The organism is Bacillus sp. MMSF_3328 (assembly GCF_030733525.1).
Classification (GTDB): domain Bacteria; phylum Bacillota; class Bacilli; order Bacillales; family Cytobacillaceae; genus Bacillus_AB; species Bacillus_AB infantis.
In genome coordinates this window covers 299,483-318,058 of record NZ_JASHIV010000001.1, presented here as the reverse complement: position 1 = coordinate 318,058, position 18,576 = coordinate 299,483, and the positions used below count along the sequence as shown (strand labels likewise).

Below are 18,576 nucleotides of genomic sequence, written 5' to 3'. Positions count from 1 at the left end.
AATTTAAAGCATATCGATGAAGCGGTTGGATATCACTTCAGTATCTTCAGGTGTTTTGCAGATGATCAGGCAGGTATCGTCGCCGCAAATCGTACCGAGAATTTCTTCCCAGTCAAGATTGTCTATCAGTGCGCCGATTGCCATCGCATTCCCGGGCAGCGTTTTCATAACAAGCAAATGGCCGGCAGTATCAATCCGGACAAAAGCATCCATTAAATTGCGTTTTAGTTTCTGCAGCGGATTGAACCTTTGATCCGCCGGCAGGCTGTATTTATATCTTCCATCCATTAAAGGAACTTTTACAAGATGAAGCTCTTTTATATCTCTTGACACAGTTGCCTGGGTCACATTAAAACCGGCATTTTTCAGCTCGTCCACAAGATCATCCTGTGTTTCAATATCATTATTGGCTATGATGTCTCTTATTTTGATATGTCGTTGTCCTTTATTCACTTTATCACCTCTATAGGCAGTCGAAACCTGATTTCTATCCATATGTTAGCCGATTTTCTGCTGAATGTACAATTTTTTCTGCAATAGACAGCACGAATAGCCAAGAACCGCCATAATTCGATGGTCCAGCGCCGAAAAAAAGGAATAAGCATGATGCTTATTCCTCTTCTTTCTGCTGCTTTGATTTCAGCTCGGCATGAGCTTCCTTGACTATTTCATCCACGGAAGCAGAAAGTCCGTTTATGCCTGTTTCCTTTTCCCCTTCCCACCTCAGGTGAAGAAGGAACTCAATATTGCCGTCCCCTCCTGTTATCGGGGAATAGGAAAGGTTTCTGACATCATATCCCTGTTCCAGGGAAAAGCGGATCATGCGGTCAATGACGTCGGCATGGACCTTGGGATCGCGGACAATCCCTTTTTTTCCGACCTGCTCACGTCCTGCTTCAAACTGCGGCTTTACAAGCGCAATAACATCACTCCCGGGAACCAGCAGGGTTTTTAGAACAGGCAGAATAAGCTTCAAGCTAATAAACGATACATCAATCGACGCAAAATCTGGCATCTCCCCTGCCAGATCGGCAGGAGTCACATAGCGGAAGTTGGTCCTTTCCATTACCTCCACCCGCTCGTCCTGCCTCAGCTTCCAGGCAAGCTGATTATAGCCTACATCCAATGCATATGACATTTTCGCCCCATTCTGCAGCGCACAGTCAGTGAAGCCGCCGGTTGATGCTCCTATATCAAGAAGCACCTTGCCTGAAATGTCGACATCGAACTCTTTGATCGCCTTTTCAAGCTTCAGTCCGCCGCGGCTGACATAGGGGATCAGCTTGCCTTTTACTGTGAGCGGAATATCGGCGCCTACCTTTTCACCAGGCTTATCGAGGCGGCTCTCGTTCGTATAGACAAGTCCGGCCATGATGGCGCGCTTTGCCTTTTCCCTTGTCTCGATAAGCCCTCTTTCTACGAGCAATACATCTAAACGTTCTTTCTTACTTTTCATCTGTTAAGCCCTTTTTTGTTTTTTTCTCGCCAATTTTGCGAGCTTTTGTACGGCCATCTCAGAGGTCAGGCCGATTTCTTCGAGCAGTTCCTTTACGCTTCCATGTTCAATATACTCATCAGGGATTCCCATGCGTTCGACAGCTGCCTGATGGAACCCGTTTTCATGGGCAAACTCAAGGACGGCGCTTCCGAATCCGCCCTGCAGGATAGCTTCTTCTATAGTTAGTATCGGCATATTCAAACTTAATATTTCTGACAGCATCTTCTTGTCAAGCGGCTTGATGAACCTGGCATTGACGACTTTTATTGAGTAGCCCTGCCTTTCCAGCTGATCTGCTGCTTCCATCGCCATCGGGATCGTTGTACCAAAGGTAAGGATTGCAGCATCGTCCCCTTCCTTCAGCACTTCCCAAGTGCCGATAGGAATTTTGATCAGCGTCTCATCCATCGGCACACCGATTCCGTTGCCCCTCGGGAAACGCATCGCAATCGGGCCGTCATCATAAGCAAGAGCAGTGTTGACCATATGCTGGCCTTCATTTTCATCTTTCGGCATCATCATCACCAGATTTGGCACATGCCTCATGAAGGCGATGTCAAATACACCCTGGTGGGTTTCACCGTCAGCGCCCACAAGGCCTGCGCGGTCGATTCCGATGAAGACATTCAGGTTCTGGCGGCATATGTCATGCACCACCTGGTCATAGGCACGCTGCAGGAAGGTCGAATAGATAGCCAGGAACGGCTTCATATTTTGTGTGGCAAGCCCTGCTGCGACAGTTGTTGCATGCTGCTCCGCTATACCCACATCAAACATGCGGTCCGGGAACTCGCTGGCAAAGCCTTCAAGCTTTGATCCTACAGGCATGGCAGGAGTGATTGCAACAATCCTGCTGTCCTTCCTCGCCAGCTTCCTTACGGTTTCACTGACAAGCTTGCTCCAGGCAGGCGGCGGGTTGATCGGTTTAACAAAGTCGCCTGTATCAATTTTGTATGGGCCTGTCCCGTGCCAGGTCCCGACTGTATCCTTTTCAGCAGGGGAATAGCCTTTCCCCTTCTTAGTGATCACATGCAGAAGGACAGGACCTTCTGTTTTCTTTGCATAGCTGAGCGTTTCAAACAGCTCTTCAAAATTATGGCCATCGATCGGGCCTAAGTAGGTAAAGCCCATTTCCTCAAAAAACATGCCCGAAACCAGAAGATATTTCAAGCTGTCTTTTACTCTTTCAGCAGTTGAAGCAAGCTTTCCGCCGACAGCAGGGATTTTTTTGAGGAGAAGCTCGAGCTCATCCTTCACCCACTGATACTTGCCGGCTGTCCGGAGTTTCCCGAGAACATTGTGCAGGGCCCCGACATTTGGTGCAATCGACATTTCATTATCATTGAGGATGACAATCATATTCTTTTGCTCGTGTCCGATATGATTGAGCGCTTCAAGCGCCATCCCGCCTGTCAGTGCGCCATCCCCGATGATCGGGACGATATGGGAATCCTCTTTTTTCAAATCCCTCGCAATGACCATGCCCATGGCCGCTGATAAAGAAGTCGAGCTGTGGCCGGTCTCCCAAACATCATGTTCGCTTTCAATCCGCTTCGGAAAACCGCACAGTCCTTTATACTGCCTGAGGGTATCAAATTCACAGGCTCTGCCTGTAAGGATCTTATGGACATAAGACTGGTGGCCCACATCCCAGAGAAACTTGTCCTTTGGGCTTTCAAAGCATTTGTGGAGGGCGATCGTCAGTTCAACGACTCCTAGGTTGGGTCCGATATGGCCGCCTGTCACTGAAAGTTTTTCTATAAGAAAATTCCTGATATCCTGGCTGAGATCTTCCAGTTCTTTATTGGAGAGCCCTTTTAAAAATGAAGGGTCCTTAATCGATAATAGATCCATGTCTTGGATCACTCACTTTCATTTCTTTTTAAATCACTGTTATTATTAATTCTCTTTTATTATAACGATATGACAATTTTCCACAACAAAATATAGCACATTCCCTGCATTGTACCATAAGAGTAACGCATTGCAGGCGATTTTCCAACTGATTTCCCTTATGGGACATCCAGATCTGCTGGAGGGCAGGAACCGTTTCACTAAAGAAAAGCATAGCTGCTGAATGCAAAAAGGGAATTCTGTCCTGTCTATAAGCTGAAAATCAATCACTTCCTGACCAAAGAAAAAGCCGTTGGCCCGATGCGGCAAACGGCTTCCTTCTCATATCCGGCAGCTGCAGGATCAGCAGAAACTGCCAATTAATCAGTGATCCCTGTTCGCCACCAGATTGGTTATCTCTTCCAGCAGCTGGATTTCAAGGCCTGTTTCCTGCAGCCGGGCCTTTGCCATCCCTATATGATGTTCAAGCGCCTTGTTTGCTCCTTCCATAGTGAGAATGGATGGGTAGGTGCTTTTATTGTTGGTTTCATCACTGCCAACCGGCTTTCCAAGGACCTCTTCATTTCCTTCCAGGTCGAGGATATCATCCCTGATTTGGAAAGCAAGGCCCAGATGGTGGGCAAATTCATTCAGGCTTTTCAGCCTGCTTTCCTCTGCACGCGAGAGGAGAGCCCCTGCTGCTACACTGAATGCAAGAAGCTTCCCGGTTTTGTGCACATGTATGTATTCAAGCTCTTCAAGATCAAGGTCTTTGTCCTCTCCCTCAATATCTGCCGTCTGGCCGCCTACCATGCCTTCAGCACCCGAAGCCCTTGCAAGCTCATTGATTAAAGCAAGCTTCACTTCCGCATCAGCATCCTCAGGAGCCATCTGTGCAAGAAGCTGGAAGCTGTATGTCAGCAGTGCGTCTCCAGCAAGGATGGCATTTGCCTCGCCAAACACTTTATGGCTGGTCGGCTTCCCCCGCCTGAGATCATCATCGTCCATGCTTGGGAGGTCATCATGGATAAGGGAGTAGGTATGGATCATCTCCACAGCAGCTGCAGCCTGCAGGCCTTTTTTTGTATCTTCCCCAAAAGCCTTGAGAGTAGCGAATACGAGGAGCGGCCTGATCCTTTTGCCCCCGGCCTGCAGAGAATAATGCATGGCCTTTTTCAGAACCTCCGGGGCGGCCAGTCTGCTGACACTTTCCTCCAGCTCACGCTCAAGCATCTTTATATGGACCTCTGAAAAAGAATCAAGCTGTACATTCGGCACCATTACTCCTCCTCCTCGATGACAAACGGTTCTTTCCTGCCTTCTTCTGTCAGAACCTCCGTCAGCTGTTCTTCCACTCTTTGCAGCTTATCATGGCACAGCTTGGACAGCTCCATGCCCTGCTTATAGATGGCAATGGCCTCTTCGAGCGGCACATCGCCTTCTTCCAGCTTTTCTACAATTCCTTCAAGCTTTTTCATCGCTTCTTCGAATGTGAGTTTTTCTTCTGCAGCCATTTCTATCACTCCTCTTTGCCTGTCACCTTGCAATTAAAAGTTCCATCAGCCAATTTCACCTGGACATCATCGCCCCTTTCAACCTGGGAGACACTCTTCAGGAGCTCGCCTTCCCCGCTATAGGCCAAGCTGTAGCCTCTGTCCATAATCTTAAGCGGGCTCAGCGCCTCAAGGGTTGAAACCATGCCGCTGAATTCCTTCTGCTTCTTGGTCAAAACTTCTTTCATAGCCCTGCCGAGTGCACGGCTGCCGCGTAAATGGGTTTCCTTCGCATCCTTGTACAAATCATTTGGATGATTCCTCAAGAGCCTTTGCAGCAGCCTGTCCCGCTCCTCGCGTTTCAGCTCTGCAAGCCTGCCTGCGCTCTTTTTCAGCTGTTCTGTCATCTTGTCTGCCTGTTCTAGCTTCTGTTCGTACAGCCGCTGCGGATAGCGGAAGGCATATGATTTCTGCAGTCTGCCCAATCGTTCCCGCTGCAGGACTGCTCTTTCCCTCATCGCTCTGATAAGCCTGGACTGGCGGTTTAAAATCCTTTCAGCCAATTCATCGATATGCGGAACCGCCATTTCTGCCGCCCCGGTTGGTGTGGGGGCGCGATGGTCGGCTGCAAAATCGGCAATTGTAAAGTCGGTTTCATGCCCGACAGCCGAAATGACCGGAATGTCCGATCCAACGATCGCCCTTGCCACCTGCTCTTCATTGAAGGTCCATAGCTCTTCGATCGATCCTCCGCCGCGCCCGACGATCAGGACATCAGCCTCGGCCTGCCGGTTTGCAAGTTTAATGGCGCCAGCAACAGAAGGAGCTGCCTGGGCACCCTGTACAAGTGCCGGATAAATCAATATATTGGCGATCGGAAAGCGCCTTTTGATTGTTGTGATGATATCTCTTACTGCAGCTCCTGTCGGGGACGTTATCACTCCAACAGTTTTCGGGAATTTCGGGATGGGCCTTTTGCGTTCTGAAGCAAACAGCCCCTCTTTCTGGAGCCTTTCCTTCAGCTGCTCAAAGGCCAGGAAAAGATCCCCTACTCCATCCGGCTGCATCTGCTTGACATAAATCTGATATTGTCCGCTCGGCTCATAGACAGAGATCTCACCGCTGATCAGCACCTTCATCCCGTTCTCAGGCTCAAACTTCACTGAACGTGCAGAACGGGAAAACATGACTGCCAGGATCCGGGATTTCTCATCCTTCAGCGTGAAATACATATGTCCGCTCGAATGCCTCTTAAAATTAGAGATTTCGCCTTTGACAAATATCTCCTGCAAATGCGGGTCATGGTCAAATTTTCTTTTTATGTATAGAGTTAGAGCGCCTACGGTCAGATAACGCTGTTCCTTCATAGCATACTCCTTTTAAAGGGCTGGGTATCCACATGCCATTTGCTGTTTGTTCTGTACAATAATCTAAACAGCGTAAAAAGCCCTTCCCTATTATAAGTTTAAATAAGGCCATCCGTCACGCCAAAACGGCTAAAACAGGCATATCGCACATTTAAACTGGATAGAGACAGGGCAATGAATGCTTTTGGTCCGGCCAGGACAGGCAGGACGCTTAAGACTCCAGGCTATCCTTCACTTTCGAGAGGACACCGTTGATGAAACGGCTGGAATTGTCATCGCCAAATATCTTCGCAATTTCAATCGCCTCATCAATGACAACATTGGCCGGGACCTCTTTGCTGTATTTCAGCTCATAGACTCCTTGGCGGAGAAGATTTCGATCAACTGTTGCAAGGCGTTCCAGCTTCCATTTTTCAAGATACTGCTTGATCAGACTGTCAATTTCCTCTTTATTTTCAAGTACACCGGTTACCAGAAGTGTCAGATATTCGTCCCCTTCTTCTCCCTCAAGCACATGGTCGATGGCTTCCGAAGGGTCTGCCTGGCTCACATCAATCTGAAACAGGGCCTGTAATGCTTTTTCTCTCGCTGTTCTTCTTTTCATTATATTCTTTAACTCCTTTTAGGCATCTTTGTCCAAATAACATAAGAAGATAATAGCATAACTAAAGCGGGTTCGCACTGTGTTCATCAATATTTTTGCCATTATGCCTTATATTCATAGGTGTTTTTTAATACTATCCGCAAGAAAGTTCCATATCCTTCTGCAGGTCCAGTAATGGAAAGAGCCAAAGACATTAGCTGTCTTTGGCTCTTCTGATCAGATTTCCTGTTCAATTTCAGGCTCAAGCTTCTGGTTTTCAAATAAGATGCCCACCACATGAATATTGATTTCCTGTGCTTCAAGAGCAGTCATGTTCAACAGGGCCTGGCGGATATTATCCTGGATTTCCTGGGCGACGGCGGGGATTGAGATGCCAAATTTCATCAGGCAGTACACCTCTACCTTGATGCCTTCCTCAGTCAATTCAACCTTGACGCCTTTACCATGATTTTTCTTGCCTAAACGCTCGACAACTCCTGAGGCGAAATTGCCGCGCATCTGTGCAACCCCTTCTACCTCAGAGGCAGCGATCCCTGCAATCACTTCAATGACTTCAGGAGCTATTTCTACTTTTCCATGCCCAGTATTCCCCTGGCTCATTTCCAAAATGTTCTCGCTCATTACAGCACCTCCGGTTAATCTTCAGACTTCATCACTTCGTACAACTCAAGGAACTTGGTATTGAACTGTCCTTCCACAAATTTCTCGTGGCTGAGCAGCTTAAGATGGAATGGAATGGTCGTGTGTACACCTTCGACCACAAATTCGCTTAAAGCCCTCTTCATGCGGGAAATGGCTTCTTCCCGGCTGCTGCCATAGGTAATGACCTTTGCAATCATGCTGTCATAATAAGGCGGAATCATATAGCCCGGATAAGCTGCAGAATCGACCCGGACGCCAAGGCCTCCTGGAGGAAGGTACATACTGATCCTCCCGGCTGAAGGCATGAAGTTCTTCTCCGGGTTTTCCGCATTGATCCTGCATTCGATCGCCCAGCCATTAAAAGTAACTTCATCCTGGCGAAGGGCAAGCTTTTCTCCGGATGCAACCTTGATCTGTTCTTTGATCAGATCGACCCCCGTCACCATTTCTGTGACAGGATGCTCTACCTGTATCCTTGTGTTCATTTCCATGAAATAGAACTTTCGGTTCTGATAGTCATATATAAATTCTACAGTGCCGGCGCCTGTATAATCAACCGCTTTTGCAGCTTTAACAGCGGCAGCTCCCATTTCTTCGCGGATTTCTCCGTCAAGTGCGGGAGATGGCGTCTCTTCAAGGAGTTTTTGAAGCCTTCTTTGAATCGAACAGTCCCTCTCGCCCAAATGAAGTGTATTGCCATAGTTATCAGCAAGCACCTGAATTTCCACATGGCGGAAATCTTCAATATATTTTTCAATGTAAACGCCAGGATTTCCAAAAGCAGTAAGGGCCTCCTGCTGGGTGATATTGATTCCCTTTACCAGTTCTTCCTCGGTGCGGGCTACACGGATGCCTTTACCCCCTCCGCCGGCCGTGGCCTTTATGATGACGGGATAATCAATCTTTTCGGCCAGTGCCTTGGCGTCATCCACGTCCTTTACGACACCCTGTGAACCAGGGACAATCGGCACTCCCGCTTCCCTCATTGTTTCACGGGCAATATCCTTCGTGCCCATTTTATTGATGGCTTCGGGAGTCGGGCCTACAAAGATGATGTTGCATTCGCGGCACAGTTCTGCAAAAGCAGCATTTTCCGCCAGGAATCCATAGCCGGGATGGATGGCATCACACCCTGTCAGTTTAGCAACACTAATGATATTCGTAAAGTTAAGATAGCTGTCTTTGGAGGCTGTCGGGCCGATGCAGTATGCTTCATCCGCCAATTGTACATGCAATGCTTCTTTATCAGCTTCCGAATAGACAGCAACAGATTCTATTTCCATTTCCTTGCAGGCACGGATGATCCGTACCGCAATTTCCCCTCTGTTTGCAATTAATAATTTTTTTATCATCGAAAGCTCTCCTTACTCAGGCTTCACCAAAAATAATGGCTGTCCGTATTCGACCAGCTGGCCGTCTTTCACCAGTATTTCCACAATTTCCCCATTCACTTCTGCTTCGATTTCGTTGAACAGCTTCATGGCTTCAACGATGCAGACAACAGAATCCTTTGATACCTTTGAACCTGATTTAACATATACATCGGCATCAGGCGATGGTGAAGCATAGAAAGTCCCTACCATAGGTGAGGTGATTTTATGTAAGTCTGCATCCTGTACAGTTTCCTTTGGAGCTTCCTGGACGGCAGCCGGAGCTGTTTCCTGAATAGAAGCCGCAGAAACTGCAGGCTGCTGGACAGGCACCTCAATGGGCCTTTGCACTGCCGCAGGCTGGACAACAGCAGCCTCTGCAGCCGCGCTTTTCTTCATTTTAATTTTAGATCCTTCGTGCTCATATTCAAATTCATCGATAGTAGACTGATCAACAAGCTTAATCAGCTCGCGTATTTCTTGTACTTTTAACATACCATTCGGCACCCCTTGTCCTAAATAAAATTATGACTAGATACTAATATCATACGATAAGACCACACCAAAGTTCAACCGGCTTCTTTCAAGCAGCAGGACCTTTTTGCATCCTGCCCTTCTATTTTAATGTTTTTTTCAATTTTTGTGAAATTCCTCAAAGGAAATATGCCTGTGCACAGCGAAACCTTACAGCATTAGACTTATTTCGACGGAGGACACCATAATGGACAAGCTTGAGAGCATAAAAAGGGAAGATTTGGCCCGAAAAAATTCACTGATTGTTAAATCGGCTTTTGTAAGCGTTATCTTAGCGGCTGCTGTAGATATTATAATGAAAAAGGAACTGGCTGTCATCCTTGCCATTCTGATTGCCGGGGGCATTGGCCTATGCATTGTTTGGTTGCTCCACCGCATTCCATCTGCCATTCATATTGTTCCGTATACAAGCATGATCCTGATTACCGCCGTCATGTTCATCATTATGGAAAACAGTGTCTCGCCAACAGCTTTTTTCCTCGCATACTTCATCATTGCCGCAGCAGCCATCTATATGGATACAGTCTTGCTCTGGCTGGCATTTTTTCTTGGAAACACACTCATTACAGCTTTTGCAGCACTTCATCATGGCACCCTTCCATTGGAAATGAAAAATTATGTGACAATTTATCTGCTTTACCTTTTAGTAACGGTACTCCTTTCATTTCAATTTTCTATATCGCGCAAGCTTGCCGAGAACATAGTTCTTTCTCAGGAAAAGACAGCACAGCTCCTGAAAACCGATCAGGAAATCAGGAGGGCCATAGACAAGGGCACAGCTGATATTTCTGAAATGATTGAACAGGTGAAAGAGAGAAGCGGCAAAAATTTTGAAGCTGCATACAGCATGTCCCGATCTATTGCCGAGGTTTCCGCCGGAATGCAGACCCAGTCTGAGGCAATCATGGGAATTAACCAATCCCTGTCAGTCGCAAACAAACAGGCAGAAGACACCACCCTGCTGTCAGAAAAGCTCCATCAGGATGCGGCTTCAGCCGAGCTGATCACCCGGACAGGCGATGCCCTGGTCGGCAGATTGGCGGAAGAAATGGGCGTTTCTTATAAGGAAATGCAGAACGCGATAGCGAAGATGAGCAGCCTCTCACTGCGGATACAGGATACCTCTGCGTTTACCGATTCAATCCAGGAGATAGCATCTCAAACAAATATGCTTGCATTGAATGCATCTATTGAGGCTGCCAGAGCAGGAGAACGCGGGAAGGGATTCGCAGTAGTGGCAGATGAAGTCAGAAAGCTCGCCGACCTGACAAGGAAAACGGCCATCATGATTTCTGAAAATCTGCAGGAGGTTATTTCGGAGACAGAGGCAGCAAAAGAAGACCTGGGAGCTGCAGGAAAAACCATTACCGGCAACCTGACGCTCACTTCGGACACCCAGCAGGCGTTTGAGGAAATCTTCACAGCCTTCATCAGGCTGAAAGAGGATATTGCCAGCTACAGCTCCATGACAAGGCAAATCAAGGAATCCTCCCATTCAATCGGGAATGCAGTCACAGAATTCAGCTCTGTGATCGAGCAGGCAAGCGCTTCACTCGAGGAGCTTTCTGCTTCTGTCGGAGAGCAGGCAAAACAAAACGAAGACATCTTCTCGTCGATAAAAAAGGCTCATCATTCACTGGAGGATCTGGTGGAGTTTCAGAAAAAGTAAGTGAAACCCGGCAGATTTATTATCCTAGTGTGCATCAAACATTAAAGAGGCAGTGCATTCAGTGATGCACTGCCTCTTTTCAGCATATCTGCAAGAGTGGGGCTGAACGAGCGCCCTCCGCTTTTCTATTTGTCCAGCTCCGGGAGCTAGCCCCTCGAGTCTTAAGCCAATCAGATCAGAAGGTTAAAGAACAACCTTCCGCTCTGCTCGTCTTAAGCTTGTCGGGGCTGAACGAGCGCCCTCCGCTTTTCTATTTGTCCAGCTCCGGCTCCTAGGTGCTCGAGTCATAAGTCACTTCGGAACTGAAGGCAAAGAACGACTTCAATTCCAAAGCGCCTTATGCTTGAGGCCCGCAGGATGCGGGTCATGCAGGCGTTGCCACAGGACGTGGCGCATTTAGCCTGCGTTCCTTGTTGGAACAGTCGCCTCTGCTTTTCTATTTCCCAGGTTCAAATTCTACTGATGCTACCTGCAGCTGCGGGATTTCGCCTTTTACCATTTGGATGATTTCGTTGGCAGCTGTTGGCGAGTGTTCTTTTGATTTGATGGTAATGCGGACTTTTTCTCCGTCTGCCCTTACAAGGACGTCTTCATAGTCCATGGCTTTAATGACTGTTTCAAGAAGGATTTCTTTCTGTGCAACATCTCTAAGCTGGTCGATTTTTTCCTTCGCTTCGTTTCGTTCTTCAGCGGAAAGATCTGTGGAGGCCATGACATTGGTGAGTTCCTCTTCCATCCGGCTGCGCTCATCTTCCATCTGCATGCGGAGCGTTTCGAACATTTCATCGCTGGAAACACCGGAGATGACTGTTTCGCCATCTTCAGAAGCAGTTTCTTCAGCAGATGACTCTTCTGCACCTGCGGTTTCTTCATTTGCCTTTTCCTCGACTGCGGCCAGATCATTGCTTTTTTGTTCAGGAGTAGTAATGTAGTAGACAGAGAGCACGACGACTAAACTTAGCATTGTTAAAAGCCAGACTGTTTGTTTTTTCAATAGCATTTCAGGATTCCCCCTTAGATTTTTTTGGCATTACAGCTACACGGTGGCTTGGCACATCCAGCGACCGCGTTACAGCCTCAATGATCCACTTTTTTACTTGTATGTTATCGGCCCCTTTAGCGACAACGAGTACTCCCCGTATAACAGGTTTCTTCGTTTCCACCACTATCGGAACCTCTTTTTCTCCATCTCTGATAATCACCAGCTGGTCTTCCTTGGACAAATCCTCCACTTTCCTTTTACCTCCCTCTCGATCGGTTTCATCGGTCGTTTGGGACTTGGTTGTGGAGTTCTTTTCCAATACCTTCTTCTCAGTTGCATCCACATTGACAACAACCGTGACATCATCGACACCAATAATGGAATCGAGCGCTTCCTTCAACTGGGCTTCATACGCTTTTTCATAATCAGTGATAGACCCGTTCCCGCCTGTCTTCTTTTGGCCAAAGGCCGGGACATCTTCAGCTTCCTTCCCTTCCTGGCTGCTGAAAGCCGGAAGCACCCCGCCAGCTTCTTCCTCCTTGAAAAAGGAGCTGCTGATGAGCATGATCGCTGCCCCGAACAATAGGGCGATCAGCAAATATTGATATTTTCCCTGCTTCTTATTTTCACCGCTTCCCATCAGGTGTTTCTTTATCCAAGCCAGCGGCCCCTTTTCATTGTCCATTAATCCTTGTTCCCCCCTTCTATCATGACTTCGATAGATTCTTCCTTGATATTCCATTTTTGAGCAAGAAGTGAAGCGATATCGTTTGATTCATCTGTTTCTGCGCTTGATGGAAAGGGTTGGTTCGTATTGATTTCTACCATGGAGACCACTTCGACTGCTTTTTCTTCAGGAACCTGCTGCTTTAGCTGGATGCTGACCTTCTCCAGATTCTCAGGGAAGGCACTCTGATTATTTTCATCCACGACTAGACTTACATCACTAATTTCCAATCCGTACTGTTCCATCAGCTCCTTTTCTGCGTCCGTTTTCAATTGGACAGCCATTTCTTCTAAAATATATGCACTGGTTGAAGCTTGTATTTCTTTTTTCTTCATTTCTATTAAATTTTCCATATTATGATCTTCCGCTGTTTCAGTGATATTTATTTTTCCAATGGCTTCTTCAAAATCCTGGGTGAACAGCTTGAGGACCGGGGACAGGATGATGGTGATCAGAAGCAGACCGGTCACCATCTTCGTATACTTCTGCAGGCTTGAATTCGGCAGGAGCATGTCCACAACAGTCGCCAGCAGAACAAATAATATGATGTTTGTAACCCACTCTTTTATGAACTCCATATCGGTCACCCCTATCTCATCATCATGGTCAGATTTCCTGCAGCGATTATGACGGTTATGCTTAAGAAAAACATAAGAGACACAAGGGCGAGTGCCGCAAATACGTAGATGACGCTCTTGCTGATGATGTCGAGGCAGGCGATGACCGGGCCCCCGCCGAGCGGCTGGAGGACAGCTGCTGCAAATTTATATATAAAAGCAATCATAAGAATCTTGATTGCCGGAAACGCTGCGATAATCAGCAGAATCGCGACTCCCGCGATCCCCACTGTATTTTTCAAGAGCACTGATGCACTGATGACTGTATCTGTGGCATCTGTGAACATCCTTCCGATGACGGGGATGAAATTTCCTGTGATGAATTTCGCGGTCCTCAAGGTCACGCCGTCCGTAATTGCGGCAGAAGCTCCCTGGACTGAGATGACCCCAAGGAAAATGGTCACGAACAATCCCAGAAGGCCTATGCTCCAGTTCCGCAGAAGATTGGCAAGCTGCGTCACCTTGTAATTTTCTGAAAGGACACTCACGATGCTGAGTACCGCTGAAAGAAATAGAAGGGGCAGCACAGCATATTGGATGAACAATCCGCTGATATTCATCAAAAACAGTATGACAGGATGGAAAAATGCAGCCGACACCAGCCCGCCAGACGAAGCGATCAGAGCCAAAAGGAGCGGTACGAGCGCCAGGATGAAAGAGGTCATTGTGCTGATGGCTTCGATGCTGTAATCAACCGCAACCCGGAAGCTGTTCAGTGCGATGATCACCAGAACCATAAAGATGATGGAATAAGCGGCTTTGCTGACAGAGCTCTTTTCAAAAGAATTCTGAAGGGACTGCAGAAACATGCTGAAGACCGTCAGGATGATGAGAGAGCCAAGAAGCTTTCCATTTACGAGAAACTCATGAAAGAGAAACTTCAGCCCCCCGAGCATCCATTCCTTCAAGGAGAATTCTTTATCTCCCTTAATAAATTCATATAAACTGCCTTTCTGGCTTTCCGGCAAAAAGCCGCCATATTCATTTGAAACTTTTTCCCAGAAACCTTTCAGCTCATCAAGCTCAAGGGTTTCAAGCTGGGCTTCAACCAGCGCCTCAGCTCCCTTTGGCCCGTTCTCTCCTTCGTTTTCCCCGGAGGCTTGTACATCTGGCATCACACAGAAGGTGGCGAGAAATAATACTAGAAAAATAAACGGCAGCCGCTGCTTCATCTATTCACCTCATTAAAAAAAACTGATTGCTGTGACTTTAACTTGGTATCAGCTGAATGATCGATTCAATCAGGACAGTCAGGATCGGGATGGCCATCGCCAGAATCAGTATTTTGCCGCCGAGCTCAATTTTCGAGGCAATTGCACCCTGTCCTGCATCCTTCGTAATCTGGGCCGCAAATTCCGCTATATAAGCGATCCCGATGATTTTGAGGATCGTTTCTACATAGACAAGATTCACTTTGGCATTTACCGCAATCTTTTCAAGCATATGGATGATGGCATAAATCTGGTCAACGAGAAACAGGAAAATGCTGCATCCGGTAAAGACAACGAGCAGAAAAGCAAAGTTGGGCTTCTGCTCTTTTACGACGAGTGCAAGGAAGGTTGCAACCAGCGAGATGCCTGCTATTTGAAAGATCTCAATCGCTGAGCCCTCCCTTATCCTTGAAATAAAAATACCGACTTAATTTTTTGAAAGAGGTCGTCCACAATCGAGGCAACCATAAACAAGATATAGATAAAGCCGAATAAAGTGACCCACTGTGCGTACTCTTTCTTTCCGACCTGGTCCAAAATGGTGTGCAAAAAGGCGACTACGATCCCTACTCCGGCAATTTTAAAAATAATATCAACCTCTAATCCCATCATTTCTCCTCCTATACGCTGCTTAAATATTCCTTGCATCGTGTGCGAGCCCTGGTTTAAATCAATAGAATGATCAACAGGAGACCTGACAGGAAGCCAAGGCTTTTTACCATTCGTTCGTATTTTGCCTGTTTTTCATAAGCATCGGCTTCTTCCCTTTCCAGATGAGAGAGTGCCAGCATGATTTGTTTCTGCTGGGAAAACCGGTCATGGCGGCCGAGGGTCTCCCCGAACTGCTTCATGATCTCAAATTCTCCCTGCTTGAAGGCCGTCAGCTTCCACACCTCTTTCAGGCTTTCTTCCCAGGCTGCCCTGACGGTTGTTTCCGAATCTGTAAGCTTCTTTGAAAAAGATTCAAAAAACCAGGACAGCGGCTTTGAAAGCTGGGCAGCCAGCCTTCTTGCCGCTTCGTGGAGCGGTGTATGCCCGTACATGATTTCCGCTTCCAGCGATTGAAGCGCTGACTTAAGCTGCCGCAGCTGGCGCGGTCTCTCATTCAAATGTTTTGATGCCTCAAATCCTGCCCATGTAGTGGCTAAGATGATGAAACAGGCGCCGATGATCTTCATCATGCCAGGTTCACCGCCGCTTCCCGATGGATTTCCCTGCCTGACTTGTCCAGAATTGATGCAATATTTCCGGGGCCGCCTGTCCGGTCCAAAATCACATATCTTTCAAAAATTCCGCTTTCAAGAATCTGCTTTAATGTCGGTCTGTTCTTTATTTCCTCCCATGAACGTCCATGGGTTGTCATCATCAGCTTGATTCCCGCATGGACAGCCTCCATGATGGCCTCCCCATCCTCCTGCCTGCCGATTTCATCAACGAGCAGGACATCCGGGCTCATGGAACGGATCATCATCATCATCCCTTCCGCCTTCGGGCAGGCATCAAGGACATCCACTCTTGGCCCAAAGGTCATCTGGGGAATGCCGCTGACACTTCCGGCAATCTCAGACCGCTCGTCCACTATGCCGGCCTTCTGTGCCGCAATAGCTGGATTCGCTGCACCAGAGGAGACAATCCGGGCAATATCCCTCAGCAGTGTGGTCTTGCCTGTCTGGGGCGGGCCGACTACCATAGTGTGGAGCCAGCCGCTGCTATATAAATAGGGTATCAGCCTGTCTGCTGTCCCGATCTTCTCTCTTGCCACCCTGATATTGAAGGAAGAGATATCACGGATGGCCTTGACTTTCCCTCCATCCAGAATAACTTTCCCGGCAAGCCCCACCCGGTGTCCGCCTTCTATTGTGATATAGCCCCTCTTAAGTTCCTCTTCCAAAGTGTAGATTGAAAAATGGCTGATTTTATTCATTAAGTGGACGGCATCTTCGGCTCCGACTGTATAGGGCAGGAAGCAGGGAATGCCTTTGGCTGTCACTTCAAGCGGCCTGCCGATCCGAATCCTGATTTCCTCCAGATGCTCCATCATTTCAGGAGGGACATTTTTCAGCTTGTCTGATAAATTTTTTGGCAAAAAGGCTGCAACTGTTTCCACAAAAATCCTCCTTATAGCTTTACTGTCTTTTATTTTCGCTACTAAGAAATGTATGTCGTTCCAGGAGCAATATGACAATATTTGTCCCTTTTCCATAAATGGTTTTTCGGATAGAAACAAAGGAAAAAGATTCTTTATCATGCAGAGAATATGGGTATCATGAATAATGACAGGGAAAGGAGAGGGATATGCTGTTTACCAGGTATAAAGAGGAAATTAAGAAGCTTCCTTTAAAAGAAACATATACAAAAGAAGACCTGCTGCATCCGGGATTGCTGATTGAAAAATATGGTGCTCTCCAGATCTATTACTCGCCCCATAATGAATATGTGAATAGCAGAGCTCAAGTGTTGATACTTGGCATTACGCCTGGATGGGCGCAAATGAACAAAAGCATCACACTCGCAAGGCATTTGATTGGAAAGGTTCCTGACTCAGAGATGCTGAAGAGGGTGAAAGCAGAAGGACGCTTTTCAGGACCCATGAGAAAAAATCTGGCGGAAATGCTGGACAGCATTGGCCTGGCCGAGTGCCTTGGCATCGATTACTCCATGAAACTCTTTCATGATGATGATTCTATCCTTCATACATCCTCACTTGTAAAATATCCTGTTTTCAATAAAGGAAAGAACTACACAGGCCATGACCCGGAATTAAGCCGGAGCCCGTTTCTGCTGAGCTATGCAGAAGAAACATTCAGAACGGATATACAGCCGCTGGATTCTCCCTTGATCATCCCCCTCGGCAAGGCGGCTGACAGCATATTGGAAGGATGGATAAACAGCGGGCTGATCAAACCTGAACTCTGTTTATCTGGATTTCCCCATCCCTCCGGGGCAAATGGACATCGTTTCAGACACCTTGAGGAAAAGAAGGAGGAGCTGGCAGGCAAAATCAGAAAGTATTTTAGCTGATGATTTTGTTCTGCTGCCGGCCGGAAACCAATAAATTAAAGCAAGAAGGATTAGGGGGAGGACAGTATATGTATAAAAATCAAGGCATTTCAGGGCAGCCCCTCCAGAAGCAGGGCCGGAACACCATCAGGGTCACAGGAAAGGGAACCGTCGAAGTAAAGCCAAGTAAAGCGGAGACCATCTTTGGCGTTTCGGCCGAGAGCAGTTCCCTGGCTGAGGCACAGGCGGAAGCGGCCCAGACGATCTCCAGGATTCAGGACGCTTTAATCAGGATTGGACTGCCGGAAGAAAGTATACAGACAAGCAACTATTCCGTTTTTCCGCAATACGATTTTCAGGATGGGAAACAGATTTTCAGAGGGTATAAGGCAGAGCATTTATTAAGGGTGATTGTTTCACCTGTGGAAGCTGCCGGCCGAGTATTGGATACCGCTGCAGAAAACGGAGCGAATATCATTTCTTCCGTCAGGCTTTTAGCCGATGAATCAAAGCCTCAGAAGCAGGCTCTGTCACTCGCGGTCATAGATGCCTATGAAAAGGCTTCTGTTATTGCAAAGACCCTTCATGTACAGCTGGTTAAAACACCAGCAGCAGTCACTGAAGGAATCATTGCCCCCGGCCAGCCAATACCAGGGGAAGCCGGCATGTTTGTAAAAAGCGCGGCCGCTGGTACTTCAATAGAACCTGGCACTATGGAAGTTACTGCCTATGTTACAGCAGACTTTGTATATTAAAAAAAGCAACAGCCGATTGGCCATTGCTTTGGGATAACATTTTAAGGGCCGCAGTTGCCGCCGATTTATATGGAGTTTCAAACCTGCTCCAACAGGTGGGTGTCCGCAGGAATTCTTTCCGGGTGTCCTCTGTATAGAGGCATGCCGTCCTGATTCCGATTTAGGGCTCCCTATTACTACATAAAGGTTGAAACTTCATATACAAACGAACAACGCAGCTTGTATTAATTATATTACAATAACATTTCTATAAAGGCAATAGCTTTAAGCCATT

21 protein-coding genes and 1 other RNA gene are annotated in these 18,576 nt (G+C 47.3%); 3 read left to right on the top strand and 19 right to left on the bottom strand.

Annotation, left to right across the window (positions count from 1 at the left end; all coding sequences use genetic code 11):
* Window positions 1–3: 3 nt before the first annotated feature.
* The 10 genes from ahrC to accB all read right to left on the bottom strand — a co-directional run bounded on the left by ahrC (window position 4) and on the right by accB (window position 9,302).
* A complete protein-coding gene (gene ahrC, locus RBB45_RS01590) occupies window positions 4–453 on the bottom strand; it encodes a transcriptional regulator AhrC/ArgR (RefSeq protein ID WP_009794964.1) in 450 nt (149 codons plus the stop codon).
* A 157-nt stretch (window positions 454–610) separates the two neighbouring features.
* Window positions 611–1,456 carry a TlyA family RNA methyltransferase gene (locus tag RBB45_RS01585; protein ID WP_009794963.1) on the bottom strand — a complete coding sequence of 282 codons (846 nt, stop codon included), beginning with the start codon at window positions 1,454–1,456 and terminating at the stop codon, window positions 611–613.
* 3 nt (window positions 1,457–1,459) lie between these two features.
* Entirely contained in the window at window positions 1,460–3,352 is a 1,893-nt protein-coding gene (dxs, locus tag RBB45_RS01580) for a 1-deoxy-D-xylulose-5-phosphate synthase (RefSeq protein ID WP_253617967.1), read from the bottom strand.
* 363 nt (window positions 3,353–3,715) lie between these two features.
* Window positions 3,716–4,612 (bottom strand): polyprenyl synthetase family protein, encoded by an 897-nt coding sequence (locus RBB45_RS01575; protein ID WP_009794960.1) that lies wholly within the window; start codon window positions 4,610–4,612, stop codon window positions 3,716–3,718.
* Window positions 4,612–4,845 (bottom strand): exodeoxyribonuclease VII small subunit, encoded by a 234-nt coding sequence (locus RBB45_RS01570; RefSeq protein WP_009794959.1) that lies wholly within the window; start codon window positions 4,843–4,845, stop codon window positions 4,612–4,614. The genes RBB45_RS01575 and RBB45_RS01570 overlap by 1 nt, the downstream gene beginning before the upstream one ends.
* Window positions 4,846–4,850: 5 nt before the next feature.
* The gene (gene xseA / locus RBB45_RS01565; protein WP_306009032.1) at window positions 4,851–6,191 is read right to left on the bottom strand and encodes an exodeoxyribonuclease VII large subunit; all 1,341 of its coding nucleotides are present in this window, start codon (window positions 6,189–6,191) and stop codon (window positions 4,851–4,853) included.
* Between the two features lie 211 nt (window positions 6,192–6,402).
* Entirely contained in the window at window positions 6,403–6,795 is a 393-nt protein-coding gene (gene nusB, locus RBB45_RS01560; protein ID WP_094767086.1) for a transcription antitermination factor NusB, read from the bottom strand.
* Window positions 6,796–7,011: 216 nt separating this feature from the next.
* Window positions 7,012–7,416, bottom strand: coding sequence for an Asp23/Gls24 family envelope stress response protein (locus RBB45_RS01555; RefSeq protein ID WP_009794956.1), 405 nt, complete (start codon window positions 7,414–7,416; stop codon window positions 7,012–7,014).
* A 14-nt stretch (window positions 7,417–7,430) separates the two neighbouring features.
* Complete coding sequence (gene accC, locus RBB45_RS01550; RefSeq protein WP_009794955.1) at window positions 7,431–8,789, bottom strand: acetyl-CoA carboxylase biotin carboxylase subunit; 1,359 nt, start codon at window positions 8,787–8,789, stop codon at window positions 7,431–7,433.
* A gap of 12 nt (window positions 8,790–8,801) precedes the next feature.
* Window positions 8,802–9,302 carry an acetyl-CoA carboxylase biotin carboxyl carrier protein gene (accB, locus tag RBB45_RS01545; RefSeq protein ID WP_306009031.1) on the bottom strand — a complete coding sequence of 167 codons (501 nt, stop codon included), beginning with the start codon at window positions 9,300–9,302 and terminating at the stop codon, window positions 8,802–8,804.
* A gap of 226 nt (window positions 9,303–9,528) precedes the next feature.
* On the opposite strand from accB, the gene RBB45_RS01540 reads away from it, so the two are divergent.
* Window positions 9,529–11,010 (top strand): methyl-accepting chemotaxis protein, encoded by a 1,482-nt coding sequence (locus RBB45_RS01540; protein WP_009794952.1) that lies wholly within the window; start codon window positions 9,529–9,531, stop codon window positions 11,008–11,010.
* 436 nt (window positions 11,011–11,446) lie between these two features.
* Here RBB45_RS01540 and RBB45_RS01535 read toward each other — a convergent pair whose 3' ends face one another.
* From RBB45_RS01535 to spoIIIAA, 8 genes are read right to left on the bottom strand one after another with little or no spacing between them, the layout of a single operon-like run.
* Window positions 11,447–12,010, bottom strand: coding sequence for a SpoIIIAH-like family protein (locus RBB45_RS01535; RefSeq protein WP_009794951.1), 564 nt, complete (start codon window positions 12,008–12,010; stop codon window positions 11,447–11,449).
* 1 nt (window position 12,011) lies between these two features.
* A complete protein-coding gene (gene spoIIIAG / locus RBB45_RS01530) occupies window positions 12,012–12,677 on the bottom strand; it encodes a stage III sporulation protein AG (protein ID WP_094767083.1) in 666 nt (221 codons plus the stop codon).
* Entirely contained in the window at window positions 12,677–13,297 is a 621-nt protein-coding gene (spoIIIAF, locus tag RBB45_RS01525; RefSeq protein WP_101550265.1) for a stage III sporulation protein AF, read from the bottom strand. The genes spoIIIAG and spoIIIAF overlap by 1 nt, the downstream gene beginning before the upstream one ends.
* An 11-nt stretch (window positions 13,298–13,308) precedes the next feature.
* Window positions 13,309–14,508 (bottom strand): stage III sporulation protein AE, encoded by a 1,200-nt coding sequence (gene spoIIIAE, locus RBB45_RS01520; RefSeq protein ID WP_101550267.1) that lies wholly within the window; start codon window positions 14,506–14,508, stop codon window positions 13,309–13,311.
* Window positions 14,509–14,545: 37 nt separating this feature from the next.
* On the bottom strand, window positions 14,546–14,935 hold the full coding sequence (gene spoIIIAD / locus RBB45_RS01515) for a stage III sporulation protein AD (protein ID WP_087944257.1): 390 nt from the start codon (window positions 14,933–14,935) through the stop codon (window positions 14,546–14,548).
* A gap of 14 nt (window positions 14,936–14,949) precedes the next feature.
* Window positions 14,950–15,156: a stage III sporulation protein AC gene (gene spoIIIAC / locus RBB45_RS01510; protein ID WP_009794945.1), complete on the bottom strand. Its 207-nt coding sequence runs from the start codon at window positions 15,154–15,156 to the stop codon at window positions 14,950–14,952.
* A gap of 56 nt (window positions 15,157–15,212) precedes the next feature.
* A complete protein-coding gene (spoIIIAB, locus tag RBB45_RS01505) occupies window positions 15,213–15,728 on the bottom strand; it encodes a stage III sporulation protein SpoIIIAB (RefSeq protein ID WP_009794944.1) in 516 nt (171 codons plus the stop codon).
* On the bottom strand, window positions 15,725–16,654 hold the full coding sequence (gene spoIIIAA, locus RBB45_RS01500) for a stage III sporulation protein AA (protein ID WP_022544178.1): 930 nt from the start codon (window positions 16,652–16,654) through the stop codon (window positions 15,725–15,727). Before spoIIIAA ends, spoIIIAB begins: the two co-directional genes overlap by 4 nt.
* A 188-nt stretch (window positions 16,655–16,842) precedes the next feature.
* Here spoIIIAA and RBB45_RS01495 point away from each other — a divergent pair, with 188 nt between their 5' ends.
* Both RBB45_RS01495 and RBB45_RS01490 read left to right on the top strand, forming a co-directional pair.
* Window positions 16,843–17,568, top strand: coding sequence for a uracil-DNA glycosylase family protein (locus RBB45_RS01495; protein WP_306009030.1), 726 nt, complete (start codon window positions 16,843–16,845; stop codon window positions 17,566–17,568).
* Between the two features lie 68 nt (window positions 17,569–17,636).
* Window positions 17,637–18,302: an SIMPL domain-containing protein gene (locus RBB45_RS01490; protein ID WP_165352521.1), complete on the top strand. Its 666-nt coding sequence runs from the start codon at window positions 17,637–17,639 to the stop codon at window positions 18,300–18,302.
* A 41-nt stretch (window positions 18,303–18,343) separates the two neighbouring features.
* Here the strand turns inward: RBB45_RS01490 and ssrS are convergent.
* Window positions 18,344–18,526: non-coding RNA, 6S RNA (gene ssrS / locus RBB45_RS01485), on the bottom strand.
* Window positions 18,527–18,576 lie beyond the last annotated feature (50 nt).